The organism is Rothia kristinae NBRC 15354 (assembly GCF_001570865.1).
In the GTDB taxonomy this organism is placed as follows: Bacteria; Actinomycetota; Actinomycetes; order Actinomycetales; family Micrococcaceae; genus Rothia; species Rothia kristinae.
The window spans coordinates 216860-240958 of sequence record NZ_BCSM01000002.1 but is presented as its reverse complement, the minus strand read 5'-3'; the positions used below and the strand labels follow the sequence as shown (position 1 = coordinate 240958).

General features: G+C 72.8%; 20 protein-coding genes. 9 read left to right on the top strand and 11 right to left on the bottom strand.

What is annotated here, in order from left to right; translation table 11 throughout:
- The first annotated feature begins 36 nt into the window (after window positions 1-36).
- Complete coding sequence (locus KKR01S_RS02365) at window positions 37-1716, top strand: glycoside hydrolase family 13 protein (RefSeq protein ID WP_061225206.1); 1680 nt, start codon at window positions 37-39, stop codon at window positions 1714-1716.
- A gap of 132 nt (window positions 1717-1848) precedes the next feature.
- Here the strand turns inward: KKR01S_RS02365 and KKR01S_RS02360 are convergent, their stop codons facing one another.
- Window positions 1849-3834 (bottom strand): glycoside hydrolase family 15 protein, encoded by a 1986-nt coding sequence (locus KKR01S_RS02360; protein WP_061225227.1) that lies wholly within the window; start codon window positions 3832-3834, stop codon window positions 1849-1851.
- 145 nt (window positions 3835-3979) lie between these two features.
- Here KKR01S_RS02360 and KKR01S_RS02355 point away from each other — a divergent pair, with 145 nt between their 5' ends.
- The 4 genes from KKR01S_RS02355 (at window position 3980) to KKR01S_RS02340 (ending at window position 7647) form a co-directional block, all read left to right on the top strand.
- The gene (locus tag KKR01S_RS02355; RefSeq protein ID WP_061225205.1) at window positions 3980-4318 is read left to right on the top strand and encodes a metal-sensitive transcriptional regulator; all 339 of its coding nucleotides are present in this window, start codon (window positions 3980-3982) and stop codon (window positions 4316-4318) included.
- A 70-nt stretch (window positions 4319-4388) separates the two neighbouring features.
- Window positions 4389-4607, top strand: coding sequence for a heavy-metal-associated domain-containing protein (locus KKR01S_RS02350; RefSeq protein ID WP_058730338.1), 219 nt, complete (start codon window positions 4389-4391; stop codon window positions 4605-4607).
- A complete protein-coding gene (locus KKR01S_RS02345; protein ID WP_061225204.1) occupies window positions 4604-6922 on the top strand; it encodes a heavy metal translocating P-type ATPase in 2319 nt (772 codons plus the stop codon). Before KKR01S_RS02350 ends, KKR01S_RS02345 begins: the two co-directional genes overlap by 4 nt.
- Window positions 6923-7110: 188 nt before the next feature.
- Complete coding sequence (locus KKR01S_RS02340; protein ID WP_058730340.1) at window positions 7111-7647, top strand: YbaK/EbsC family protein; 537 nt, start codon at window positions 7111-7113, stop codon at window positions 7645-7647.
- Window positions 7648-7671: 24 nt separating this feature from the next.
- On the opposite strand, the gene KKR01S_RS02335 is transcribed toward KKR01S_RS02340, so the two are convergent.
- The 3 genes from KKR01S_RS02335 to pdxR form a co-directional block, all read right to left on the bottom strand.
- The gene (locus tag KKR01S_RS02335) at window positions 7672-8121 is read right to left on the bottom strand and encodes a hypothetical protein (protein WP_058730341.1); all 450 of its coding nucleotides are present in this window, start codon (window positions 8119-8121) and stop codon (window positions 7672-7674) included.
- Window positions 8122-8164: 43 nt separating this feature from the next.
- The gene (locus tag KKR01S_RS02330; RefSeq protein WP_061225203.1) at window positions 8165-8818 is read right to left on the bottom strand and encodes a hypothetical protein; all 654 of its coding nucleotides are present in this window, start codon (window positions 8816-8818) and stop codon (window positions 8165-8167) included.
- A gap of 90 nt (window positions 8819-8908) precedes the next feature.
- Window positions 8909-10513 (bottom strand): MocR-like pyridoxine biosynthesis transcription factor PdxR, encoded by a 1605-nt coding sequence (gene pdxR, locus KKR01S_RS02325; RefSeq protein WP_061225202.1) that lies wholly within the window; start codon window positions 10511-10513, stop codon window positions 8909-8911.
- Between the two features lie 232 nt (window positions 10514-10745).
- Here pdxR and pdxS point away from each other — a divergent pair, with 232 nt between their 5' ends.
- The 3 genes from pdxS (at window position 10746) to KKR01S_RS02310 (ending at window position 13910) form a co-directional block, all read left to right on the top strand.
- Entirely contained in the window at window positions 10746-11699 is a 954-nt protein-coding gene (pdxS, locus tag KKR01S_RS02320; protein WP_081101476.1) for a pyridoxal 5'-phosphate synthase lyase subunit PdxS, read from the top strand.
- Entirely contained in the window at window positions 11696-12301 is a 606-nt protein-coding gene (gene pdxT, locus KKR01S_RS02315) for a pyridoxal 5'-phosphate synthase glutaminase subunit PdxT (protein WP_058731045.1), read from the top strand. Before pdxS ends, pdxT begins: the two co-directional genes overlap by 4 nt.
- A gap of 118 nt (window positions 12302-12419) precedes the next feature.
- Window positions 12420-13910 (top strand): DASS family sodium-coupled anion symporter, encoded by a 1491-nt coding sequence (locus KKR01S_RS02310; RefSeq protein WP_061225201.1) that lies wholly within the window; start codon window positions 12420-12422, stop codon window positions 13908-13910.
- 62 nt (window positions 13911-13972) lie between these two features.
- Here KKR01S_RS02310 and KKR01S_RS02305 read toward each other — a convergent pair whose 3' ends face one another.
- From KKR01S_RS02305 to KKR01S_RS02275, 7 genes are all read right to left on the bottom strand, one after another.
- Window positions 13973-15046, bottom strand: coding sequence for a TPM domain-containing protein (locus tag KKR01S_RS02305; protein ID WP_061225200.1), 1074 nt, complete (start codon window positions 15044-15046; stop codon window positions 13973-13975).
- An 87-nt stretch (window positions 15047-15133) separates the two neighbouring features.
- The gene (efeB, locus tag KKR01S_RS02300; protein WP_061225199.1) at window positions 15134-16636 is read right to left on the bottom strand and encodes an iron uptake transporter deferrochelatase/peroxidase subunit; all 1503 of its coding nucleotides are present in this window, start codon (window positions 16634-16636) and stop codon (window positions 15134-15136) included.
- Window positions 16637-16720: 84 nt separating this feature from the next.
- Window positions 16721-18046, bottom strand: coding sequence for an iron uptake system protein EfeO (efeO, locus tag KKR01S_RS02295; RefSeq protein ID WP_061225198.1), 1326 nt, complete (start codon window positions 18044-18046; stop codon window positions 16721-16723).
- On the bottom strand, window positions 18043-18936 hold the full coding sequence (gene efeU, locus KKR01S_RS02290; RefSeq protein WP_081101474.1) for an iron uptake transporter permease EfeU: 894 nt from the start codon (window positions 18934-18936) through the stop codon (window positions 18043-18045). The genes efeO and efeU overlap by 4 nt, the downstream gene beginning before the upstream one ends.
- A gap of 248 nt (window positions 18937-19184) precedes the next feature.
- Window positions 19185-20621: an MATE family efflux transporter gene (locus KKR01S_RS02285; RefSeq protein WP_081101473.1), complete on the bottom strand. Its 1437-nt coding sequence runs from the start codon at window positions 20619-20621 to the stop codon at window positions 19185-19187.
- Window positions 20622-20683: 62 nt separating this feature from the next.
- Entirely contained in the window at window positions 20684-21685 is a 1002-nt protein-coding gene (locus tag KKR01S_RS02280; RefSeq protein WP_061225197.1) for a TPM domain-containing protein, read from the bottom strand.
- On the bottom strand, window positions 21682-22743 hold the full coding sequence (locus KKR01S_RS02275; protein WP_061225196.1) for a hypothetical protein: 1062 nt from the start codon (window positions 22741-22743) through the stop codon (window positions 21682-21684). Before KKR01S_RS02275 ends, KKR01S_RS02280 begins: the two co-directional genes overlap by 4 nt.
- A gap of 181 nt (window positions 22744-22924) precedes the next feature.
- Between KKR01S_RS02275 and KKR01S_RS02270 the strand changes: the two genes are divergently transcribed.
- Window positions 22925-23989 carry a lipoate--protein ligase family protein gene (locus tag KKR01S_RS02270; protein ID WP_058731037.1) on the top strand — a complete coding sequence of 355 codons (1065 nt, stop codon included), beginning with the start codon at window positions 22925-22927 and terminating at the stop codon, window positions 23987-23989.
- Window positions 23990-24099: the final 110 nt, after the last annotated feature.

Sequence of the window (24099 nt, the reverse complement as noted above, 5' to 3'; positions counted from 1 at the left end):
CTCCCGCCTCCCGTCTCGAAAGGACACCCGCACCGCATGAGCACCGAGCGCACCGAGAACGCACCCGCCGTCGCCCTCTCCCCGGACCCGCAGTGGTGGCGCCAGGCCGCCGTCTACCAGATCTACCCCCGCTCCTTCGCGGACGCGGACGGCAACGGCATCGGGGACCTGCGCGGCATCACCGAGCGCGTGCCGTACCTGCGCGAGCTCGGGGTCGACGCCGTGTGGCTGAGCCCGTTCTACCCGTCGGACCTGGCCGACGGCGGCTACGACGTCGCCGACTACCGGGACGTGGACCCGAAGATCGGCACCCTGGAGGACTTCGACGCGATGGTCGAGGCCCTGCACGCCGCGGGGATCCGCCTGATCGTGGACATCGTGCCCAACCACACCTCGGATCAGCACGCCTGGTTCCAGGAGGCCCTGGCCGCCGGGCCCGGCTCCCCCTCACGCGAGCGGTACATCTTCCGGGACGGGCAGGGCCCGGACGGGGCCGAGCCGCCGGCGGACTGGATCTCGATCTTCGGCGGGCCCGCCTGGACCCGGGTGGACGACGGGCAGTGGTACCTGCACAGCTTCGCCCCCGAGCAGCCGGACCTGAACTGGGACAACCCCGAGGTGCGGGCGGACTTCCTGACCACCCTGCGCTTCTGGTCCGATCGGGGCGTGGACGGCTTCCGCATCGACGTCGCCCACGGCCTGGCCAAGGATCTGCCGGATCGGCTGCCCACCCAGGCGCAGCTGGACGAGATGCCCATCGACGGCACCCACCCGCTGTGGGACCGGGACGAGGTGCACGAGATCTACGCCGAGTGGCGGAAGGTCTTCGACTCCTACGACCCGCCGCGCACCGCCGTGGCGGAGGCGTGGGTGGAGGCGGACCGACGCCCGGCCTACGCCAGCCCGAAGGGTCTGGGCCAGGCCTTCAACTTCGACCTGCTCTCCGCGCACTTCGACGCCCGCAGCTTCAAGGACATCGTCTCCTTCAACACCGATCTGGCCGCCCGCTCCGGATCCTCCAGCACCTGGGTGCTGTCCAACCACGACGTCGTGCGCCACGCGACCCGCTACGGCCTGCCGGAGGTGCCCGGCAGGACGGACAAGGAGACCGGGGTCGCCTGGATCCTCTCCGGCGGGACCGAGCCGCAGCTGGACGCCGAGCGGGGCCTGCACCGGGCGCGGGCGGCGACCCTGTTCGAGCTGGCCCTGCCCGGCAGCGCCTACCTGTACCAGGGCGAGGAGCTGGGCCTGCACGAGGTCGCGGACATCCCCGACGAGGACCGCCAGGACCCCACCTTCTTCCGCAGCCCCGGGGTGGACAAGGGCCGGGACGGCTGCCGGGTGCCGCTGCCCTGGACCCCGGAGGGCTCCTCCTTCGGCTTCGGTCCGGACGGGACCCACCTGCCGCAGCCGGACTGGTTCGGCCGGTACGCGGTGTCCGTGGAGGAACAGGACGAGGACTCGACGCTCACCCTGTACCGCCGGGCCCTGGCCGCCCGGCGCGAGCTGCAGGGGGCCGAGGAGCTGGAGTGGCTCGAGACCGGGGACCCGCAGGTGCTGGCCTTCGCCCGACCCGGCGGCTGGGTGTGCGTCACCAACTTCTCCGACCAGCCGGTGCGGCTGCCCGAGGCGCTGGCCGGCCAGGTGGTGCTGGGCTCCGCCGCGTCGTCGTCGGGAACCGTCCCCGCCGAGGCCACCCTCTGGCTGCGCCGCTGAGACTCACCCTCCCTCGCGCCCCCCGACGTCGCCGAGTCATCGATTCCGACGAGATTTCGGCCGAAAATCCGCAGGAATCGATGACTCGGCGCTGAGGACGGGGCGCTGGGGTGGGTTGTCGGGTGGGCCGGGCTAGGCGCCGAGCAGGGCGTCGATGGCGTCCACCAGGGCGATGTGCGCCAGGGACTGCGGGAAGTTGCCGGTCATCCGGGACCTGCGCAGGCTGTACTCGGTGCTGAGCAGGCCGACGTCGTTGGCCCGGTCCAGCACCGCGTCCAGGATCAGCCGACCCCGCTCGGTGCGCCCGGAGCGGATGTGCTGCTGGGCCAGCCACAGCGAGGAGGCCAGGTGCGGGTTGTCCTGGCCCTCGATGCCGTCCAGCCCGTCCGCGTTGCGGTACCGGTAGATCAGCCCGGCCTCGGTGCCCAGCTCCTGTTCGATCCGCTCGGCCGTGCCCAGCATCCGCGGGTCGTCGAAGGCCACGAAGCCCACCTGGGCGATGTTCAGCAGCGAGGAATCCACCTCGGTGCCGCCGTAGACCTGCACGAAGGAGTTCAGCTCGGTGTCGTAGCCGTGCTCCCAGATCTGCTGGGCCAGCCGGTCCCGGGCGCCCGCCCACGCGGCGTCGTCCCCGGCCAGCCCGTGCACCCGCACCGCCCGCACCCCGGCGTCGAGCGCGGCCCACAGCATCACCTGCGAGTGGGTGTACACGTGGGTGCCCCCGTGCATCTCCCAGATGCCCTGGTCCTCCTCCCCCACGTGAGCGACGGCGGCGCGCAGCAGCGCCTGCTGCAGCGGCCAGGAGAGGTGATCCTCGGCGAAGCCCAGCCCACGCAGGCGCTCGAAGGTCACCATGAGCTGACCCATCGCGTCCCCCTGCAGCTGCTCGGCCGCGCCGTTGCCGCGGCGCACCGGCCGGGAGGACTCGTAGCCGGGCAGGAAGTCCACGGTGCGCTCCAGCTCATCGGACTCCCCGGCCACCCCGTACACGTTGTGCAGCTCCGAGGGGTCGTTGGCGATGGCCCGCAGCAGCCAGTTGCGCAGCTGGGCGGCCTCCCGCTCGTGCCCGTGGGTCGCGGCCACGTCCACCGCCTGGGCGACGTCGCGCAGCCAGCAGAAGCGGTGGTCCCAGTTGCGCTGTCCGCCGAGGACCTCCGGCAGGGAGGTGGTGGGCGCGGCGATCAGCCCGCCGGTCTCCCGGTTCATCAGGGCGCGGATCACCAGCAGCGAGCGCAGCCGGGCGTCCCGGTAGTCCTGCAGCCGCGGGTCCCGCTCGGCCTCCTCCGTCCCGGGATAGGCGGCCCCGTCCGCGGGCAGCACGGGCATCGTGGTGGTGGCCAGGGGCGCGGTGGTGGTCGGCACGGGGGCCGGGGCGGAGGAGTCATCCCACAGCTGGGTCCACTCGGACCAGTGCGCGACGGTGCGGTGCAGGGTGTCGTTGACGTCCAGCGGGGCCGGGGGGTTGCGGTGGGAGGGGAAGTAGGTGAGGGTGAAGTCCCGGATCTGCCCGGCGGCGATCTGGAACTGCCCGGCGTGGCAGCGGTCCCCCTCCTCCGGGACCGGGTCCCCGCGGAAGACGAGAGCATCGGGCCCGGCCATGGCCACGAGCATCGCCTCGGCCGGGTCCGGCAGTCCCGTGGCGGGGTCCGGGGCGCCGTCGTAGCGGGTCATCCAGGGGTGGGTGCGCCCGTAGCTGAAGCGCAGCTGCAGCTCCTGGTGCATCGTGACTTCGCCGATCAGCCCCTCCACGCGGCGCACGATCTCGGTGCGCCCGTTCAGGGGCATGAAGTCCGTGACGCGCACGGAGCCGGTGTCCGTGGTCCACACGGTGTGCAGGACGAAGGAGTTCTCCCCGTAGAAGCGCTCCACGACCTCCGCGCGCGGGGCGTCCTGTCCGGCGGCGCCGCCGGGGGCGACCTGCGCGGCGGCCGGGGCGAAGGCGGAGGCCGCGGGGGCCAGCAGCCAGCGGCCGTGATCGGGGGTGCCCAGCAGCGCGGCGAAGGCGGCCTCGGCGTCGAACCGGGGGGTGCAGAACCAGTCCACGGAGCCGTCCCGGGAGACCAGGGCCGCGGTGCTCATGTCCGAGAGCAGGGCGTAGTCCTCGATGTGTGAAGCCATGATCCCCAATCTATCGGCTGATGATCAGCAGGCGTGCTTTTCCTGTGGCGGCGGGGCGAAGATCACCGGCCCGTGAGGCAGCGCCCTCCCGCGCCATTCCACCCCGACCCTTGCGCAGGATACCCCTCGGGGGTATACCGGGAGTATGAGCCAGCCGGAGAACGACGCCGCGGACACCACCGCCCAGACCCCGCACCCGCCGCACGGGTACACCCACGATAAGGACCGCTACCTCAAGCGGATGCGCCGCATCGAGGGGCAGGTGCGCGGGGTGGCCCGGATGATCGACGAGGACCAGTACTGCATCGACGTCCTCACCCAGATCTCCGCGGTCAGCAGCGCCCTGCACGCCGTGGCCGTGGGACTGCTTCAGGAGCACCTGGGCCACTGCGTGGCCGGGGCCGCTGCCTCCGGGGACGAGGAGCAGATGCGGGCCAAGGTCGCGGAGGCCTCCGCCGCCATCGCCCGCCTGGTCCGCAGCTGATACCCACCCGCGCCCGGGCCCGCTCCGCAGCGGCCCGGACGCACACACCACCATCGGAAGAGGAAGCACCATGAACACCACCGTGAACGTCGAGGGCATGACCTGCCAGCACTGCGTGGCCTCCGTGACCGAGGAGCTGCGGGAGATCCCCGCGGTCACCGACGTGAGCGTGCACCTGAACAGCGGCGGCACCTCCCCCGTGACCATCACCCACACCGGGGACCTGGACGCGCAGGCCGTGGAGGCCGCCGTGTCCGAGGCCGGCTACCGGGTGGTCGAGCACCGGTGAGCCAGCGCGTCGTCGACCTCGATATCCAGGGGATGACCTGCGCCTCGTGCGTCGGCCGGGTGGAGCGCAAGCTCGGGAAGATCGACGGGGTGCACGCCAGCGTCAACCTCCCGCTGGAATCCGCGCAGGTCACCGTGCCGGAGGGCGTCACGGATGAGCAGATCCTGCAGACCGTGCGCGACGCCGGGTACACCCCGTCCCTGAAGCGCCCCCCGCAGGAGGACGACGACGCCGCGCAGCGCGCCGAACCGGGCACCGCCGCCCTGCGCCGCCGGGTGTGGGTCAGCCTGCCCCTGGCCGCGGTCGTCTTCGCGATCTCCATGATCCCCGGCCTGCAGTTCCCGCACTGGGGCTGGGTCGCGGCCGTGCTGTCCCTGCCCGTGGTCACCTGGGGGGCCTGGCCCTTCCACCGGGGTGCCGCCGTGAACGCCCGGCACGGCTCCTCGACCATGGACACCCTGGTCTCCCTCGGGGTCGCCGCCGCCTACCTGTTCTCCCTGGGCCACCTGCTGGCCGACCCGGGGATGACGGCGCACGCGCACCTGGGTCACGCCGTGTCCATGGCGGATCACCAGCTGTACTTCGAATCCGCGGGCGTCATCACGGTCTTCCTGCTGCTGGGCCGGTGGCTGGAGGCCCGCGCGCAGGACCGCTCCGGGCAGGCGCTGCGCAAGCTGCTGGACCTGGGCGCCAAGGACGTGGAGGTCCTGGACGAGGACGGCGTCGGGCACCGCGTGCCCGTCTCGCGGCTGGCCGCGGGCCAGCGCTTCATCGTGCGGCCCGGGGAGAAGGTGGCCGCGGACGGCGTCGTCGTCGAGGGCCACTCCGCGGTGGATGAATCCATGCTCACCGGGGAATCCGTGCCCATGGAGGTCTCGGAGGGAGACCGCGTCACCGGCGCGACCCTGAACACCGGGGGCCGGCTGATCGTGCGCGCCGAGCGCGTGGGCGAGGACACCACCCTGGCGCAGATGGGGCGCCTGGTCTCCCAGGCGCAGTCCACCAAGGCCCCGGTGGCCCGGCTGGCGGACCGGATCTCCGCGGTGTTCGTGCCCGTGGTGCTGGGCATCGCGGTGCTGACCTTCCTGCTGTGGCTGCTGATCGGCGGGGCGGCCGACGGCGGGCTGAACGCGGCCTTCGTCGCGGCGGTCTCCGTGCTGGTCATCGCCTGCCCGTGCGCCCTGGGCCTGGCCACCCCCACCGCCCTGCTCACCGGCACCGGGCGCGGAGCCCAGCTGGGCATCCTCATCAAGTCCGCGCAGGTCCTGGAGGACACCCGCGGGGTGGACGCTGTGGTCCTGGACAAGACCGGCACCGTGACCCGCGGGCAGCTGTCCCTGGAGGAGGTGCGCCTGCCGGAGACGACGGCGTACTCCGACGGGGGCGAGGCGCCCGCGGCATCGCAGACCGGCGAGGGCCGGGGTGCCCCGGTCACCGCCGAGGAGCTGCTACTGCTGGCGGGAGCCGTGGAGGAGGCCTCCGAGCACCCCATCGCCCGGGCCGTCGCCGCCGGCGCCCGCGAGCGCACCGGGAAGCAGCTGCCCGCGGTGCGGGAGTTCGCCAGTGCGGCCGGCGGCGGGGTCTCCGGTCTGGTGCGCCTGGCCGAGGACGACGAGGAGCACCGGGTGGCCGTGGGCCAGCCGTCCTGGCTCGCCGCCGAGGGCATCGAGGTGCCCGCCGCCCACCGGGAGACGCTGACCGCCGCTCAGGGCGAGGGGCGCATCGGCGTCGTCGCCGCGGTGGACGGGGTGAGCGCCGGACTGCTGCTGCTGCGCGACGAACCCAAGGAGGACGCCGCCTCCGCCCTGGCCCAGCTGCGCGAGATGGGCCTGCGCCCGGTGCTGCTCACGGGCGACGCCGAACCGGTGGCCCGGGCGATCGCCGAGCAGGTGGGCATCGCCGCCGAGGACGTCATCGCCGGGGTCTCCCCGGAGCAGAAGGTGCGCGCCGTCGAGCGGCTGCAGGGCGAGGGCCGGGTGGTCGCGATGGTCGGGGACGGGGTGAACGACGCCGCGGCCCTGGCCCGGGCGGACCTCGGGGTGGCGATGGGCGCGGGCACGGATGTGGCCCTGGAGGCCGCGGACCTGACCCTGATGCGCAACGAGCTGGCGGCGGTGCCGCAGGCCATCCGACTGTCACGGGCGACCCTGCGCATCATCCGCTCCAACCTGTTCTGGGCGTTCTGCTACAACGTCATCGCGATCCCGGTGGCGGCCCTGGGGCTGCTCAACCCGATGATCGCGGGTGCTGCGATGGCGTTCTCCTCGGTGTTCGTGGTGCTGAACTCCCTGCGCCTGACCCGCTTCGACCGGTAGGCGTTCCCCTTCTACCTCGCGAGACGGCGCATCCGTTCCCGGTTTTCGCTTTCCCGGGAACGGATGCGCCGTCTCGCGTCAGGGGTGGGAACGGATGCGCCGGGTCGCGATGGGAAGGTGTGCGTCCTCGCTGGTCCTCGTGTGGCGCGGGACCCATCTTCCGTCCCGTCCGGTCCTACACTGGCCCCATGCCGACACCACAGGGAACCCTCGACTGGACCGCACTGACCGACGATCCCGACGCCGTCGCCCCGGCCGTGGCCGACGCCGTGCGCGCCGGCGCCGTGCCGACGGCTCGCCTCGCGCGCATCGACCCCGAGCTGTCCGACACCGCCGCCTTCTGCGAGGCCTACGACGTCGATGTGCAGGCCACCGCCAACTGCGTGGTCGTGCAGGGCAGGCGCGGCGAGCGGGTCACCACCGCGGCGGTGCTCGTGCTGGCCGCGGATCGGGCCGACATCAACACCACCGTGCGCAAGCACCTGGACGCCCGGAAGGTCTCCTTCGCGGATCAGGAGGAGACGGAGCGGCGCACGGGCATGACCTCCGGCGGCATCACCCCGGTGGGGCTGCCTGCGGACTGGCCGGTGCTGATCGACCGGGCCGTGGCCGACGCCGAGGCCGTGGTGATCGGGGCGGGTCGACGCGAGGCGAAGCTGCTGGTCAGCGGCGCGGAGCTGGCCGCGCTGACGGGCGCCGAGGTGCTGGACCTCGTGCGCCGCTGATCCCGACGCCGCGGGCCCCCGGCCTCAGTTGTGGGTTTCGGGGTGGGCGCGCTGGCCCCAGGTCGGCCCGTCGTCTTCGGGGGACTCCTTCGTGGCGGCATCGTCACGCTCGCGGGCGCCCGCCGCGGCGTCGCCGGTGCCCGAGCCCGCCTGCTCCCGCTCGCGGCGCTCCCGCTCCTCCTTGCGCGCCTTGGCCGCGGCGTACAGGTCCGCGGAGCGGCGGTTGATGCCGGTGCCCTGGCCCAGCTCCTCGTCGTTGGGCCGCTCGACCATGATCAGGGTCGCGCACACCACCAGGGTCACCACGAACACGCCGCCGGCCGCGGACAGGGCCAGCTTGATCTCCGGCTGGTTGTTGGTCCCGCCCGTGGCGAACACGAAGACGCCCACGAACGCGATGATCGCGAGGATGGCCGCGAGGATCAGCGGGGCCTTGATGTCGGCCTTGAGTCCGCGCTTGGGGCGCTGTGCCACGAAGATGCTCCTCCTGGGGGTGTGGTGAGGTCCGTCTGCCAGTCTACGGCCCGCCCGGGTCGCCCGCCCGGTTCACAGAGTCGCCGCGCGTCCCGTGCCGCTGCAGCACCCGGGCGTCGTGGCGGAAGCTCAGGGCCGCGATGAGGTGGAAGACCCCCACGATCATCGCCGCCCCGCCCACGATGCCGAACAGCGCCTTGGAGCCCATCTCCCCGAACAGGAACAGCCCGGCCGCCGCGAGCACCGCGACCAGCCCGGCGATGGTCCAGTCCCGGCCCATCGCGGAGGTCTGGCTGGTGCGCAGTCCGAGGATCAGCTCCGTCAGCCCGGCGATGCCGTAGACCAGGCCAACGATCAGCACCAGCTGGCCCAGCTGCCCCGCGAAGAGGAGGGCCACCGCGCCGCCGAGGGCGTAGAGCACCGCGAAGGACTGGATGGCCGAGCGCTCCGGGCCCTCGGCCAGCGGTGCGGCGAGGCTGCGGTGCAGCCACAGCAGCACGGCCCCGTGGGTGATCATGAACAGCCCCACCGCCCAGGTGACCGCGGACAGCCCCGGGTCCCCCCAGGACCAGTAGTTGGAGGGCTGCCAGAACACGGTGAGCAGTCCGAAGGCCAGGCACAGCAGGGCGCGGGCGAGCACGGGCCGGTGCAGGGCGCGCAACTCCTCGAGGGTCGCGCTGGCTTCGGTGACGGGCATGGGGGCGGACGGCCTTTCGCTGGGCGGGCTGGGGCGGGCGACGTCGCCCACCAGCTTATCGTGCGCGCCGCGGGCCCAGCCGGGCTCTTCTCAGCCGGCGGGCAGCTCCCGGCCCAGTGCCGCGCGCAGCCGCCGCAGGGCCTCCTCCAGGCGCGGCTCGCTCAGCCCGCCGAAGCCGACGACGAGCCCGGCCCGCGCCCCGGGTCGGCTCCAGTACCCCGTCAGCCCGGCGACCCCCACCTCCTGCCGCGCGGCGGCGTCGACGAGGCGGCGCTCCCCCGCGGTGCCCTGCCCGTCGGGCAGCTCCACGACGGTGTGCAGCCCGCCGTCCATGGGCAGCACCCGCACCCCCGGCGGCAGCCGATCCGGGGCGAGGACCCGGGCCAGCAGGTTGCGGCGTCGCCGGTACTCCCGGCGCATCCGGGCGGTGTGCCGACGCAGCCCGCCCTCGGCGAGGAAGCCCGTCATCGCGTCCTGCACGATCCCGGAGACCGGGGCGCCGGCGTCGCGCTTGTGGGCCAGCAGCCGCCGGCGCAGCTGGGGCGGCATGAGCAGGAGCCCCAGGCCCAGGCCCGGGGTGAGGGTCTTGGCGAAGGAGCCGAGGGTCGCGACCCGGTCCCCGGCGCCGTAGCGGGCGGTGTCCATCGCGGCCAGGGCCGGCAGCGGGTCCCCGACGTAGCGCAGCTCGGAGTCGTAGTCGTCCTCCACCAGCAGGGCCTCCCGCTCGACGGCCCACGCGAGCAGCTCCGCGCGCCGGGCGGCAGGCATCGACGCGCCCAGCGGGTACTGGTGGGAGGGGGTCACCAGCACGACGTCGGGCCGGGCGGGGCCCTTCTCCAGGTGGGCGGGGTCCAGGCCCTGGGCATCCAGGGGCACGGGGACCACCCGGTGCCCGAGCGCGGCGGGCACCCGGTGCAGGGAGGGGTAGCCCGGGTCTTCGACGGCGACGGTCAGGGCCCGCCCGAGCCGCTGGGCCAGGACGGTCAGCAGCAGCCGCAGCCCGTCCCGGGCACCCCCGGTGACCAGCAGATCCTCGGGGTCGGCGGGCACCGAGCGGCCGATGCGCAGGTGCTCGGCCAGCTCCCGACGCAGCGCCGCCGAGCCCTGGGGTGGGTGACCGAGGCTCGGCTGGGCGGCGGCCGCCCGCCACGCGGCCCGCCAGGCCGTGGTGGTCAGGGCCGAGACATCCGGGGTGCCGGGCCGCAGGTCATACCGGAGGGCGGAGGCGGCTTCGGTGCGCGCCTCGGGGGCGGTGGTGGCTTCGGCGGCGGGGCCGGTTTCGGCATGGACGCCCGGCCCACCGGCGGCATTCTCCCCGGGGTCGGCAGCGACCGCGGTACCTGGCCCAGCGGCGGCGGCCACCCCGGAAGCGGCAGGCACGCTGCGGCGCGGGGTGTCCGCCGTCGTGCCTCGGGGGCGCGGCGGCAGGGCCGGCAGCTCGGGGGTGATGCGGGTGCCGCCCCGATCCGCGATGAGGAAGCCCTCGCCGGTGAGCTGGTCGTAGGCGGTGGTGACGCTGCCGCGGGAGATGCTCAGGCGGGCCGCGAGCGCCCGGGTGGAGGGCAGGGCGTCGCCGGGGCGCAGGGTCCCGACGGCCACGAGCTCGCGGATCTGCTCGACCAGCTGGGTCGGCAGCGGCCCGCCCCCGCGGCGGATCCGCACGGGCAGCTCGGCGTCGGTGCGGTGGCGGGACATGGCACCCCAGTGTAGGCGCGACCCCGCCCCCACCGGCCCCGCCGCGCCGCCCCTCCGCGCCGCTCTGGTGCGTTTGGGAGCGGTTTCGGTGTTCGGGAGCCACGAGAACGCCCAAACACCGAAACGGCTCCCAAACGCCACGGAGGGGACACCGACAGGCGCCCATGGACCAAAAACCTGGGCGGATTCTGGACCTGTCGTCGGTCCAGCGCCGCGCGCCAGGATGGTGGGCATGACTGAGCAGCACAGCGCCCCGGAGAACACCGCCCCCACCACCAGCACCGAGCATCAGGGGGCCCGCACCGGGTCACCCCTGGTCAAGCGCGGCCTGGCGGACATGCTCAAGGGCGGGGTGATCATGGACGTGGTCACCGCGGACCAGGCGCGCATCGCCGAGGACGCCGGCGCCGTCGCCGTCATGGCCCTGGAGCGGGTGCCCGCGGACATCCGCGCGCAGGGCGGGGTGGCGCGCATGTCCGACCCGGACCTCATCGAGCAGATCATCGGCGCCGTGGACATCCCGGTCATGGCGAAGGCGAGGATCGGGCACTTCGTGGAGGCGCAGGTGCTCCAGGAGCTGAAGGTGGACTACATCGACGAGTCGGAGGTCCTCTCCCCCGCGGACTACGTCAACCACATCGACAAGCAGGGCTTCACGGTGCCCTTCGTGTGCGGGGCCACCAACCTGGGGGAGGCGCTGCGGCGCATCGCGGAGGGCGCGGCGATGATCCGCTCCAAGGGTGAAGCCGGCACCGGGGACGTCTCCGAGGCCACCAAGCACATCCGCACGATCCGCGGCCAGATCGCCGAGCTGCAGGCGCTGTACGCCGCCACCCCGGAGGCGCTGTACGTGAAGGCCAAGGAGCTGGCCGCCCCGTACGACATCGTCCTGGAGGTGGCTCGCACCGGGAAGCTGCCGGTGGTCCTGTTCACCGCGGGCGGGGTCGCAACCCCGGCGGATGCGGCGATGATGATGCAGCTGGGCGCGGACGGCGTGTTCGTGGGCTCGGGCATCTTCAAGTCCGGAGATCCGGCCCGACGGGCCGCCGCGATCGTGAAGGCCACCGCCTTCTACGACGACGCCGCGGCGATCGCCCAGGCCTCCCGCGGCCTGGGCGAGGCGATGGTCGGCATCAACGTCGCGGACCTGCCCGCCCCGCACCGCCTGGCCGAGCGCGGCTGGTGAGCCAGCCGAACACCGCACCCCGGGCCGTCGGGGTGCTGGCCCTGCAGGGCGGGGTCGCCGAGCACCTGCGGATGCTGGAGTCCCTCGGGGCCGACGCGCGGAAGGTACGCCACCCGGCGGATCTGGAGGGACTGGACGCGCTGGTGCTGCCCGGCGGGGAGTCCTCGACGATCGACCGGCTCACCCGCACCTTCGGGCTGCGCGAACCGCTGATCGACTTCGCCCGCGCCGGGCACCCCGTGCTGGGCACCTGCGCGGGGCTGATCCTGCTGGCCCGGACCATCCGCGACCCGGCACCCGGCCAACGCAGCCTCGGCCTGCTGGATGCCGCCGTGGCCCGCAACGCCTTCGGTCCCCAGACCTCCTCCGCCGAGGCCCTGCTGACCTGGGGCGGGAGCGCGAGACCGGAGGGCACCGTGCGGGCGGCGTTCATCCGGGCCCCGGAGGTCGTGGAGCACGGGCCCGACGTCGAGGTGCTCGCCCGCTTCGAGGGGCGGGTCGTCGCGGTGCGGCAGGGCCGGGTCCTCGGGATCTCCTTCCACCCGGAGCTGACCGGGGACACCACGGTGCACCGGGAGCTGCTGGGCCTCATCCCCGACTGAGCCCATCCGCCGCAGGCTATGAGCGTCATCTCCCGGGAGCCTCCCGGATCCCCCGGCCGACTGAAACTAGCATGGATCATGCCAGTTCATTCGCACCGCACGGATCGAGGCACCGACGATGACGTCCCCGCAGACCGCCGAGAAGACCCGCTCCTCCTGGGTCGCCCCCGTAAGCTTCGGCCTCGCCGTGCTCGCGCTCGTCGTCATCCTGATCCTGCCCACCCCGGAGGGCCTGAGCGTCGCGGGCCACCGGGCCCTGGCCGTCCTGGCCTTCGCGGTGATCCTGTGGGTCACCGAGGCCGTGACCTACCCGGTCAGCGCCCTGCTGATCATCGGGCTGCTGGCCGTGCTGCTGGGCACCGCCCCGGACCCCGAGGACCCCGGTGAGCTGCTGGGCACCAAGGGCGGGCTCACCGCGGCCCTCGGCGGCTTCTCCTCCTCGGCGGTCGCGCTGGTCGCCGCCGCCCTGGCCCTGGCCGCGGCCATGCAGGCCACCGGGCTGCATCGGCGCCTGGCCCTGCACGTACTGCGGGTGGCCGGGGAGAAGACCAGCCACCTGGTGGCCGGGGCCATCGCCATCTCCGTGGTGCTGGCGTTCTTCGTCCCCTCGGCGACGGCGCGGGCCGGCGCCGTCGTGCCGATCCTGCTGGGCATGGTGGCCGCCTTCGGGCTGCCGAAGGACTCCAAGCTCGCCGCGCTGCTGGTGATCACCGCGGCGCAGGCGGTGTCCGTGTGGAACGTGGGGATCAAGACGGCGGCCGCGCAGAACATGGTGGCGATCGGGTTCATCGAGAAGCAGCTGGACACCACCGTCTCCTGGCCGCAGTGGTTCCTGTGGGCGGCACCCTGGTCCGCGGTGATGTCCGTGCTGCTGTTCTTCATCATGCGCCGGGCGATCCGTCCGGAGGTGGACCGGATCAACGGCGGCCGGGAGGTCGTGCACCGGGAGCTGGGCGAGCTGGGGCCGATGACGGGTGCGGAGAAGCGCCTGGTGGGGATCTCGGTGCTGCTGCTCCTGCTGTGGGCCACCGAGGGCACCGTGCACTCCCTGGACTCCTCCACGGTCACGGTCATCGCGGTGGCGCTGATGCTGCTGCCGAAGGTCGGGGTGTACGACTGGAAGACCGTGGAGCACCTGGTCAACTGGGGGACGCTGGTGGTCTTCGCCGTCGGGATCTCCCTGGGCAGCGTGCTGCTGAGCACCGGGGCGGCGTCCTGGCTGTCCGAGAAGACGTTCTCCGCGATGGGTCTGGCGCAGCTGCCGCTGCTGGCGACGATCGCGCTGGTCTCCGCGTTCACCATCCTCATCCACCTGGGCTTCGCCTCGGCGACGTCGCTGTCCAGCGCGCTGATCCCGGTGTTCATCGCCCTGGCGCAGAGCCTGCCGGGCCTGCCGGATCAGGGGATCGGCTTCGTGGTGATCCAGCAGTTCGTGATCTGCTTCGGCTTCCTGCTGCCGGTCTCCGCGCCGCAGAACATGCTGGCCTACGGCACGGGGGCGTTCACCACCCGCCAGTTCCTGAAGACCGGCATCCCGCTGACGGTGGCCGGGTACCTGCTGGTGCTGCTGTTCTCCGCGACGTACTGGAAGTGGCTCGGCCTGGTCTGAGCCCACGGGGGGCCGACGCCGGCCCCCGTCCTGATACCGGCCGGCCCCGACGCCGACTCCGCTCAGAAGCGGCCCGAGGCCCCGCCGCCGGTGAATCCGGCGCCGCCGCCGAAGGAGGTCGTGGATCCGGCGGCCCCGGTGGACCCGTCCCCACCGGCGGCCGGCGGAGTGGTCCCGGAGCCCGAGTACAGGCTCGGGGCCGCCATGTACAGGGGCAGCCAGGATCCGAAGGTCGGGGTGTAGTGGGTGTACTCGGTGGGGTCGTCGATGCTCTCCGGCTCCCGGCCCTCCCGCCGGGCCTGCTCGCGACGCCGGTCGATCTCCTCCTGCCAGGACGGCACCTTCCGGTGGTGGAAGCGGTACTTCCGGTAGTCCCGGCGGACCTCCGGGGTGACCTCCTGTCCGGGGTGCTCGGCCAGGTACCGGTCGATCTCCCGGTCCGCGATCCGCCGCCAGCGCCGCACCTCCCACCAGATCCACCCCAGGAGGCCGAGCAGGGCGAGGCCGACGAGGCTGAGGATGACGGTCGCGACGATCACACCCAGCCGGTGCCCCTCCCGGCCCTCGGCCACGGCCGCCGGGGTGCGCCCCTCGGCCTGGTCGTACACGGCCTCCACGGTCTCCCGCACGCCCCGCACGTACTCGTCGTCCTTCAGGGCGGGTTCGGTCACCTCGTCCAGGATCGCGGCCGCGGCATCGTCGTCCAGGCGCTGGCGGACGCCGTCGGCGACCTCCAGCCGGGTGCGCCGCTCGCCCATGTCGATGGCCAGCAGCACCCCGTTGTCCGCCCCGGCGTCCCCCACGCCCCAGGTGCCGGCGACCTCGCGGGTCCAGCGCTCCCAGTCCTGCGGGGCGCGGTTCACGGTGATCACGGCGACACGGGCGGCATCGGATTCCCGGTTGCGATCGGCGATGACCCGATTCACCTGGGCCATCCCGTCCTCGTCGAGGATCCCGGCCTCATCCAGCACGGCCCCGCTCTCCGGGCGCGCGGGCACCCCGCGCTCCGCCTCCCCGCCGGACCCGGAGGAGCCGCACGCGGTGAGCAGCAGCAGGAGGAGGACGACGGCGGCGAGCGCGGCCCAGCGGACGGGCAGCCGGGCGGGACGGACCGAGCGAGTAACGAGCGTGACCATGGGGGTGGACTCCTCCGTGGCGAGGTGGCGAGCGTCTGCGCCCATCCTATGCACCGCGGCCTCACCGGCGCCCCGCCCGGGGAGAGCCTACTCGAACAGGCGCTGCCCGACCATCGTGTCCCCCTCGGCCACCCCCGGGGGCACCGCGAACAGGGCGGAGCCCACGTGCTGCAGGTACTCGGTCAGCGCGTCCTTCTCCGTCATCTTCCGCAGGATCGGGAAGAATCCGGCGCGGGGGTCCCGGGCGAAGACGATGAAGAACAGGCCCGCATCCAGCCGCCCCAGGGAGTCGTTGCCGTCCGTGTAGTTGTACCCCCGGCGCAGCATCCGGTGTCCGCCGTTGTTCTCCGGGGCGACGACGGCCACGTGCGCGTCCTTCGGGATCGCCAGCTCCCCGTCCTTCCGGGCGGACAGATCCAGGGCGTCGAACTCGTGCTCCGCACTGGGATCGTCCACGGACAGCGGGGCGCCGTAGCGCTTGTCCCGCCCGATGACCTCCTCCTGCTCGGACAGGCGCACCCGGTCCCAGACCTCCAGGTACATGTGGATCTTGCGGGCGGCCAGGTAGCTGCCGCCCACCATCCAGTCCGCCGCGGCGTCGTCGCCGTCCTGGACCCACACCTCCTTCTCCAGCACCTCGTCCCCGTCCTGGGACTTGATGTTGGCGGTGCCGTCCTTGAAGCCGAAGAGGTTGCGCGGGGTCTCCTGATCCGCGGAGGTGGAGGAGGTGCGGCCGTAGCCGATCTGCCCCCACCGCAGCACCGCGGTGCCGAAGGCCATCCGGGTCAGGTTCCGGATCGCGTGCACGCAGACCTGGGGGTCGTTGGAGCAGGCCTGGACGACGAGGTCCCCGTCGCTGGAGCCCTCCCGCAGGTTCTCATTCGCGAAGCGCGGCACACCCTCGGCCAGGACGCCGGGCATCTTGGCCTTCAGCCCGAAGCGGTCCTTCCCGTCGGCGTCCTGGAACAGGCCGCGCCCGAACCCGAAGGTGATGCTCAGCCCCGCCGGCGGGTACCCCCATGCCTCGCCCGTGTCCGCGGGCGGCTTGTTGGGGTTGGCGTCCGGCTCCCCGCCCACCAGCTCCCCGGCGCACATCTGCTCCGCGGCCACGGTCCAGCGGGCCAGCAGGCCCTTCAGCTCCGCGACGTCGTCCGTGCTGACGTCGTAGGCGGCGATGTACATGTTGTCCTGTGCGGGGGTGGTGATGCCCTGCTGATGCTGACCGCGGAACGGGTAGGTCAGCTGCGTGGGGGCCTCCCGGGCCGCCTGCTCCCGACCCAGGTGGTGCCCGATGGCGCCCCCGCCGAAGCCGGCGATGCCCAGGGCCCCGGCGATCCCCGCCCCGGCCACCAGCCGACGCCGGGTGAACCCGCGGGTGCGCCCGCCGGTGGCCGCGGCGTCGTCCCCCGCGCCCGGGTCTTCCGCGGTCCCGTTTCCGACGGCGCCCTCGTCCCGGGCGCCCGCGGCGGCCCCGGCGCCAGCCTTCCGGGTCTCCCCGTGCCCGGTTCCGGCGTCGGGCTCCGCCCAGGGGACGGAGGCTGCGGGCTGCCCGGCGTTGTTCTCCTGAGGCGGTTCGGTGCGGCGGTTCATGGTCGATCCCTCCTGGTGGTCTGCGGTCGGCGGGGTGCGCGGTGACGGTCACCCGATGGGCAGCGCCGGCACCGCGGGCTGGTGCTAGTGAAGGACGGTGCCCGCGACCTGGGACAGCGGCTCACTCAGGGCGTTGACGGCGTCGGAGAAGTCCCGCTGGACCGTCGTGTAGTCCTGATCCGAAGGGGCCTCCCCCGCGTCCTTCTGCACCGCGGCGATCTGGTCGTAGGGCTTGTAGGCGGTCTGCCCGTCCACCTCGCCGTCCTTCTGCGCGTCGATCAGCCGATCGACCTTGTCGAAGTTCTCGGTGATCTTCCGGTCCAGGTCCGCGTCCTGCTTCTCCACCAGCTCCTGCACGTTGCCGTAGGCGACCTTCGCGCCCTCCACATTGGCCTTGAAGTCGTACATGTCGGTGTGGGAGAAGGTCTCCTCCTCCCCCACGATCTTGGACTTCGCGACCTCTTCCATCAGGGAGGAGGCGCCGTCGACGACGTCGGAGAGCTTCAGCTGGAACTTGCCGCTGGCGCCGTCCACCTTCCCGTAGACGAGGTCGTAGAGCTTCTGGGTGTCCTCATCCAGCTGGTCGGCGGCCTTCTTCCGGTCCGCCGCGGAGGCGAACGTGAAGGGCGAGCCGTCCTCGGTGAACAGGTCCGCCTCGATCCGGTGCCACCCGGTCCAGTCCTTGAGCACCTCGGGGTCGGTGACCTTCTTGTCCGCGTCTGCGGCGAGGTCCTGCACGCGGGCGTCCATCGCGGTGTCCAGGTCCCCGGCCTCCTTGATGCCGAAGGACTCCGCGGTGGGCTCGATCCGCTCGTAGTGCTGGCGGGCCAGCGGGTACAGCTGCTGGGCGCGCTCGGTGTCCCCGGAGGTGTAGGCCTGCGTGAACTCCTGGGTGGCGGTCAGCAGCTGACCCACCTGGTCCTTGGTGTAGCTGGTGTAGTTGGCGATGGCCTTGTCCTCGGCGGCCTTCGTGTCGTCGCCGATCTCCACCTTCTCGCCCTGGGTCACCGTGAACTGGCTCAGCCCCACGAAGTCCCCGACCATGTTGGGCTTGCACGCGGTGTAGTAGGTGCCCTGCTCCAGGGCGGTGGTGAGCTGGGCGGTGGTGCCGGGACCGACGTTCTCCTGCTCGGACTCGATCTGCAGCTTGTTCTCCGCCAGGACCTCCAGCTCATTGGGCTTGGTGCCCTGGTTGGTGATCTCGAACTTCACCTTCCCGGACTTCACCTCGGCGGGCTCCACCTGGCAGGTGTCGTCCGTGATGGTGACCTTGACGGTCTGGGTGTCCCCGGAGCCCCCGCCGGCGCTGGAGTCCGAGGAGGCGGAGTTCTGGGGGTTGTCGGTGCAGCCGGCCATCGTGACGGCCAGCAGCACGGCGGCGGCGGCGCTCAGGGGGCGGGCGATTCTCATGGGTTCCTCCGGGATTCGACGGGACGGACGGATTCGACGGGGTGGGCCGCGGGCCGCGGGGCGCTGCCGCGGACCTGGCGCAGGAAGAAGAACAGCACGGGGACCAGGTACAGCCACCAGCCGATGACCTGCAGGACCGTGGGCTGCAGGTTCACCTGGAACATGGCCTGCAGCAGCACGTAGAGCCAGAACAGCGGGGAGGAGTTCTCCGGCAGCCAGGCGCTGAGGTCCCAGGCGTGGTGGAAGACCCCGGGCAGCACCCCGGCCTCCTGCAGGTCGCCGATCCCGTAGGAGACGATGCCGGCGACCACGAAGATTAGGAACAGCCCGGTCCAGGAGAAGAAGCGGTGCATGTTGATCCGGCGGGTGCTGCGGAAGACCACCCAGCCCAGGATCACGGCCAGCACCAGCCCGGTGATCACCCCGGCGGTGGTCAGGAAGGCGTTCTGCTCGATCGAGGAGCGCACCGTGGCCCAGATGAACAAGGCGGTCTCCACGCCCTCGCGGCCCACCGCCAGCACGGCGATCCAGACGACGCCCCAGCCTTTGGCGTCCTTGGCGAGGGAACCCGCCATCGAGCTCTCCAGCTCGTGCTTCATGGCGCGGGCGTTGCGGCCCATCCAGAAGATCATGGTGGTGACCAGGGCCGCGGCCACCAGGGACAGCCCGCCGCCGATGATCTCCTGGGCCTGGAAGGTCAGGGTCTTGGGGCCCCAGGTGAGCAGGGCGCCCACCCCCAGCGGCAGCAGCACGGCCAGGCCGATGCCCGCCCACAGCTTGGGCAGCACGTCCCGGCGCCCGGCCTTGACCAGGTAGGCCACCAGGATGCCGACGACGAGGCTGGCCTCGAAGCCCTCGCGCAGGGCGATGAGCAGATTGGCGATGAACATGGACGCGACGATCCTCGAGGGAAGAGGGGATGTGAACTCGCTCGCCGCGTCTCCGCGGGGCACGCCGATGGACGGCGGCACGACGTCGGGGGCCCAGGCGGGCGGACTCAGTATAGCCTTACCTCGCCCTTGGCCGCCCCTGCTCACCGCACCGTTACGCACAACGGGAGATGCGTGACATTCCGGGGTGCTGCACGCCCAGGAATGTCACGCATCTCCAGTTCTGCGGGAGAAAAGAGGGAGGCTGGTCAGGTGCGGATCCAGACGTCGCGGCGGGCGCGCAGGCCCAGGGTCAGCCCGCGCAGACCCATGAACAGCCCGGCATATGCCGCCCAGAGCCACACGAATCCGGCGGGATCCGGCCCCGCACCGGTGCCGCTCGGACCGGCGGCCCACCCCACCGCCAGCAGACACGGCAGGTAGCCGAGCAGCGCGATCAGCGAGGCCACGGCCAGATACCGGACATCCTCCGCGCCGATCAGCACGCCGTCGAGGATGAACACGTAGGCCGCCAGCGGCTGACCCACCGCGACCACCAGCATCGCCAGCAGGAACAGCCCCCGCACCTGCGGGTCCTGCGTGAACGCCGGGCCCAGCACCCACCCGATCAGCGGGCACAGCAGCCCGGTCACCACCCCGAAGCCCAGGGACCAGCGGATCAGCCGGCCCATCAGGCGCCGCACCTGCGCCCGGTCCTGCGCCCGGCGCAGGTCCCGCGCCCCCATCTCCTTGCCGAGCATGGCCTGCGCGGCGATCGCCAGGGCGTCCAGGCCGAAGGCGAGGAAGCTGAACACGGACATCGTCAGCTGGTAGGCGGCCAGGTTCGCCTCGCCCTGGCGGGTCGCGACCACGACCGTCGCGAGGATCGCGATCCGCATGGACAGGGTGCGCAGCATCAGCCAGGACCCCACGGACAGGATCGCACCGAGGCGCCGCGGCGTCGTCGTCAGCGCCACGCCGTGCCGGCGGGCCCCGCCCACGATCATCACCAGGTACACCGCGGCCATGCCCCACTGCACCAGGGAGGTGCCCAGGGCGGAGCCGGCGATGCCCATCCCCAGCGGATAGACCAGCACCCAGTTGATCCCGACGTTCGCCGCCGCCCCCACGGCCGCGACGTACAGCGGGGTCCGGGTGTCCTGCAGGCCCCGCAGGATCCCCAGGGCCGCCAGGACCACGAGCATCGCGGGCAGGCCGGGCATGGACCAGCGCAGGTAGGCCACCGCGTGCTCCAGGGTGGGCCCGTGCGCGCCCACCGCGGCCAGCAGCGGCCGGGCGAAGCTCCAGCCCAGCACGGCCAGCACGACGCCGAGCCCGGCCGCCGTCCACAGCCCGTCCCCGCCCTTGCGGTAGGCCCCCGCCAGGTCCCCGCGCCCGTAGGCCCGGGCCACCGCGGGGGTCGTGGAATAGGAGAGAAAAACCATCAGCCCGACGACGGTGGTGACCACCTGGGAGGCCGCGGCCAGGCCCGCCAGCTGCGGGGTGCCCAGGTGCCCGACGATGGAGGTGTCCGCGAGCACGAACAGCGGCTCGGCGATCAGCGCGCCGAAGGCCGGCACCGCCAGGGCGAGGATCTGCCGGTTCAGGGAGCGGGGGTCCGCGGCCACAGACCCGGCCGGGGCGCTCGAGGCGGCGTCTGCGGCAGGGGCGGCGTCGGGCTGCTGCGGGGACTGGCGGGAGGTCACCGGATCAGTCTAGGAGCCGAGCGACACCCGGGCTGGCTCGGACTGCCCGGCGTCGGGAGAGATCAGAAGCTGCCGCTGGCCCCGCCGCCGGAGAACCCGCCGCCCCCGCCGAAGGAGGAGCCGCCGCCGGAGGAGGAACCCGCGTAGGACCCGTACGCGGGGGTCCAGGAGGATCCCCAGGCCGGACGGCCCGAACCGCTGTAGAGCCGGGGCACCTGCTGGTACAGGGCCAGCCAGGCGGGGAAGGTCGCGACCCAGATGGTCCGCACGGTGGGATCGACGGAATCCTGATCCCCCGGCCTCGGCATGTCGATGTAGTACGTGCGGTATCCCAGGTAGGCCTGGCGCGTGGTGCGCGAGACCCGCACCCCCGGGTGCTCCCGCTCGAAGCGGTCCATCTCCGCCATCGCGGTCTGGCCGCCGTCCGGGGTGCGGCGGGCCGGGTTGCGGTACCGGCGCGTGAGCACGACGATCGGCCAGATCAGGATCGCCGCGAGCATCCCGCCGGTGCCGAAGGCCATCACGCCGACCACGACGGAGGCGGCGGTGCTGCGGGGGTACGGGATCGGCGAGCCTTCGGCCCGGCGGTAGATCTGCTGGATCGTGGAGGACAGGGCCTGCCGGTAGCGCTCCTCCTTCAGGCCGGGGCCCAGGACGTCGTCCAGCAGCTCCTCGGCCGCCCGATCCGGGAGGATCTCGCGGGCACCGTCGGCCACCTCGATGCGCGTCTTGCGCCTGTCCATGTCCACGGCGATCAGCACGCCGTTGTCCCTGCCGGCATCACCCACGGCCCAGCGGGTGGCCAGCTCCCGAGTCCACTGCTCCCAGTCGCCGCTGGACTTCTCCACGATGGCGACGGCGACCCGCACCCGGTCCGTGGTGCGGTTGCCGTCTTCGATGAGCCGGTTCAACTCCCGCAGGTCCGCTGCGGAGATCACGTTCGGCTGGTCCAGCACGTTGCCGCCGGGCGGCCGCTGGGGCAGATCACCGGGCTCCCCGCCGCAGCCGCCCAGGGCCAGGATCAGCGCGGCCAGCAGCAGGGCGATGAGGGCCCTGAGTCTCATACCCATCTCCACCGCCCCTTCCCGGTCATCCGACGGTGCCCCACGATCCACAGGATGGGCCCGAGGATCAGCAGGAGCAGGGCGGGCAGGAGCAGCACGGCCGCCGTCTCACCGAAGACCCCGGGGGCGATGCCGTGGTCCGCGGTCCACATCCGGTGCGGCCCGGCCGCCGTCGCCTTCTTGCCGTCCGGGCAGGAGACCCGGTACGTCCCGGCCTCACCGGTGCGCACCGTCGCGACGGGACGCAGCAGGGCCTCCCCGTCCCACCCGGTGCTGGCGGTGTCCAGGGGCAGCGGGCGCACCCGGCCGTCCCCGCCCGCCTCCACCGCCTCCACGGTGCACTTCTGCGGATACGGTCCGGACATCCATTCGGCCCGGTAGATGCTGATCTCGGCATCCGCGGGCAGGGTGATCTCGCGGGACCCTGAGAAGCTCTGCCCGCCGGGGATCCCCGCCGAGGGGGTGAGCATCGCCAGCCCGATCGCGGTGAGGATCATGGCCCCGCCCAGCACGGTGAGGTTCCGGCCCGTCTTCTGCCGGCCCTCCCCGGGGCAGCGTCGACGTCGCGCGGAGCCGACCCCGCACAGCACCGCCCCCAGCGGCAGGCCGAGGAAGGCCCCCAGGAGGACGGCGACGTCCGCGTCGTTCTCACCCATCACCGCGGTGTTCTGCCGGTGCTGATCCGGGATCTGCTGGGGATCGGCCAGCAGCATGGGGTGCCCGGCCTCGCAGGAGAGCCGATACTCCCCGGCCGCGCTCACCCGGAAGGTGAGCACCGGCACCCAGAGGGCTTCGTCCTGCACCACGGCGCTGTCCAGGTCCAGGTCCTGGCGCAGCACCGCTCCGGTTCCGCCCTGCGGGGTCACGGTGCAGGCGTCCTCCAGCAGCAGCACCTTGCTGTAGATGTCGTAGGTATGCCCGGACTCCAGCCGGTAGGTCTGCGCGGAGCGGAACTGGGCCGTGGCGCTGCTGGGCGTCTCCCACGGCATCCGGCCCACCAGCGTGCCGGCGACGACGCCGAGCACGGACAGCGCCAGGACGAACAGCCCCACGGGCACGTGCCAGGAGGACCTCCACCGGGGCGAGGCGCGGACCGGGCGCGAGCGCGCCTGGCCGCCCGCGAGCCGGCGGTCTTCGGTCTGCGCGGACGGGTCCGGCGGGTTCCGCGGTCCTGGTCGTATCCGCCGGAAGCGGGATCGGGTCGGGCGGAGGGACCCGGGCGGTCCTAGGCTGGAGGATATGAGCGGACACCATGCTGAGATCAAGGTCCCCGGCGGCAAGCTCGTCGTCGCGGACGTGACCACCGACGCCGAGCGCATCACGGCCGCGACCATCTCCGGGGACTTCTTCCTGGAGCCGGAGGAGGCCTTCGAGAGTCTGGCCCCCGCCCTGGTCGGCGCCTCCGTGCACGAGGACGGCGCGGCCCTGACCGCGCGGCTGGATGCGGCGCTGGCGCCCTTCGGGCAGGAGCTGCACCTGCACGGCTTCTCCACCGCCGACGTCGCCCTCACGGTGCGCCGGGCGGTGACCGAGGCGCAGGACTTCTCCGACTTCTCCTGGGAGATCCTGCGCCCGGGGACCCTGCCGACGGCGCTGAACGTGGCCCTGGATCAGCACCTGCTGGAGCAGGTGCAGGCCGGGCGGCGCGGGCCGACGCTGAGGTTCTGGGACTGGGAGGACAAGGCGACCGTGATCGGCTCCTACCAGTCCTACGCCAACGAGCTGCACCCGGAAGGGGTGGCCGAGCACGGGATCGACGTCGTGCGCCGTATCTCCGGGGGCGGGGCGATGTTCATGGAGGGCGGCAACTGCGTCACCTACTCGCTGTACGCCCCGGATTCCCTGGTGGCGGGGCTGAGCTACGAGCAGTCCTACGCCTTCCTGGATCAGTGGGTGCTGCAGGCCCTCGGGGAGCTGGGGGTGCAGGCCTGGTACAAGCCGATCAACGACATCACCTCCACCGGCGGGAAGATCGGCGGAGCAGCCCAGAAGCGGGTGCCGGGCGCGATCCTGCACCACGTGACCATGTCCTACGACATCGACGCGGACAAGATGATGGAGGTGCTGCGGGTCGGGCAGGCGAAGATCTCCGACAAGGGCATCCGCAGCGCCAAGAAGCGGGTGGACCCGCTGCGCCGGCAGACCGGGGAGTCCCGGGAGGGCATCATCGCGGCGATGACGCGGGTGTTCCGCGCCCGCACGGGTGCCGCCGACGGTCAGCTGAGCCAGGAGGAGCTCGACGCCGGGCGCCGCCTGGTGGAGGAGAAGTTCGGCACCGAGGAGTGGACCCACCGGGTCCCCTGAGGCTCAGGCCGCAGCCCCCGTCCACCGAGGGCGGGGGCCGGGTCGGGTTTCGTGCTGAGATGCGGAGATCGTGCTTCAGATGCGTCCCGCCGTGCGGTATCTCAGCACGA

Bases quoted from the DNA above. Each gene is read 5' to 3' on its own strand.
- KKR01S_RS02365 (WP_061225206.1), top strand. From the start codon at position 37: ATGAGCACCGAGCGCACCGAGAACGCACCCGCCGTCGCCCTCTCCCCG.
- KKR01S_RS02360 (WP_061225227.1), bottom strand. From the start codon at position 3,834: ATGGCTTCACACATCGAGGACTACGCCCTGCTCTCGGACATGAGCACC.
- KKR01S_RS02355 (WP_061225205.1), top strand. From the start codon at position 3,980: ATGAGCCAGCCGGAGAACGACGCCGCGGACACCACCGCCCAGACCCCG.
- KKR01S_RS02350 (WP_058730338.1), top strand. From the start codon at position 4,389: ATGAACACCACCGTGAACGTCGAGGGCATGACCTGCCAGCACTGCGTG.
- KKR01S_RS02340 (WP_058730340.1), top strand. From the start codon at position 7,111: ATGCCGACACCACAGGGAACCCTCGACTGGACCGCACTGACCGACGAT.
- KKR01S_RS02330 (WP_061225203.1), bottom strand. From the start codon at position 8,818: ATGCCCGTCACCGAAGCCAGCGCGACCCTCGAGGAGTTGCGCGCCCTG.
- pdxR (WP_061225202.1), bottom strand. From the start codon at position 10,513: ATGTCCCGCCACCGCACCGACGCCGAGCTGCCCGTGCGGATCCGCCGC.
- pdxS (WP_081101476.1), top strand. From the start codon at position 10,746: ATGACTGAGCAGCACAGCGCCCCGGAGAACACCGCCCCCACCACCAGC.
- KKR01S_RS02310 (WP_061225201.1), top strand. From the start codon at position 12,420: ATGACGTCCCCGCAGACCGCCGAGAAGACCCGCTCCTCCTGGGTCGCC.
- KKR01S_RS02305 (WP_061225200.1), bottom strand. From the start codon at position 15,046: ATGGTCACGCTCGTTACTCGCTCGGTCCGTCCCGCCCGGCTGCCCGTC.
- efeB (WP_061225199.1), bottom strand. From the start codon at position 16,636: ATGAACCGCCGCACCGAACCGCCTCAGGAGAACAACGCCGGGCAGCCC.
- efeO (WP_061225198.1), bottom strand. From the start codon at position 18,046: ATGAGAATCGCCCGCCCCCTGAGCGCCGCCGCCGCCGTGCTGCTGGCC.
- efeU (WP_081101474.1), bottom strand. From the start codon at position 18,936: ATGTTCATCGCCAATCTGCTCATCGCCCTGCGCGAGGGCTTCGAGGCC.
- KKR01S_RS02280 (WP_061225197.1), bottom strand. From the start codon at position 21,685: ATGAGACTCAGGGCCCTCATCGCCCTGCTGCTGGCCGCGCTGATCCTG.
- KKR01S_RS02270 (WP_058731037.1), top strand. From the start codon at position 22,925: ATGAGCGGACACCATGCTGAGATCAAGGTCCCCGGCGGCAAGCTCGTC.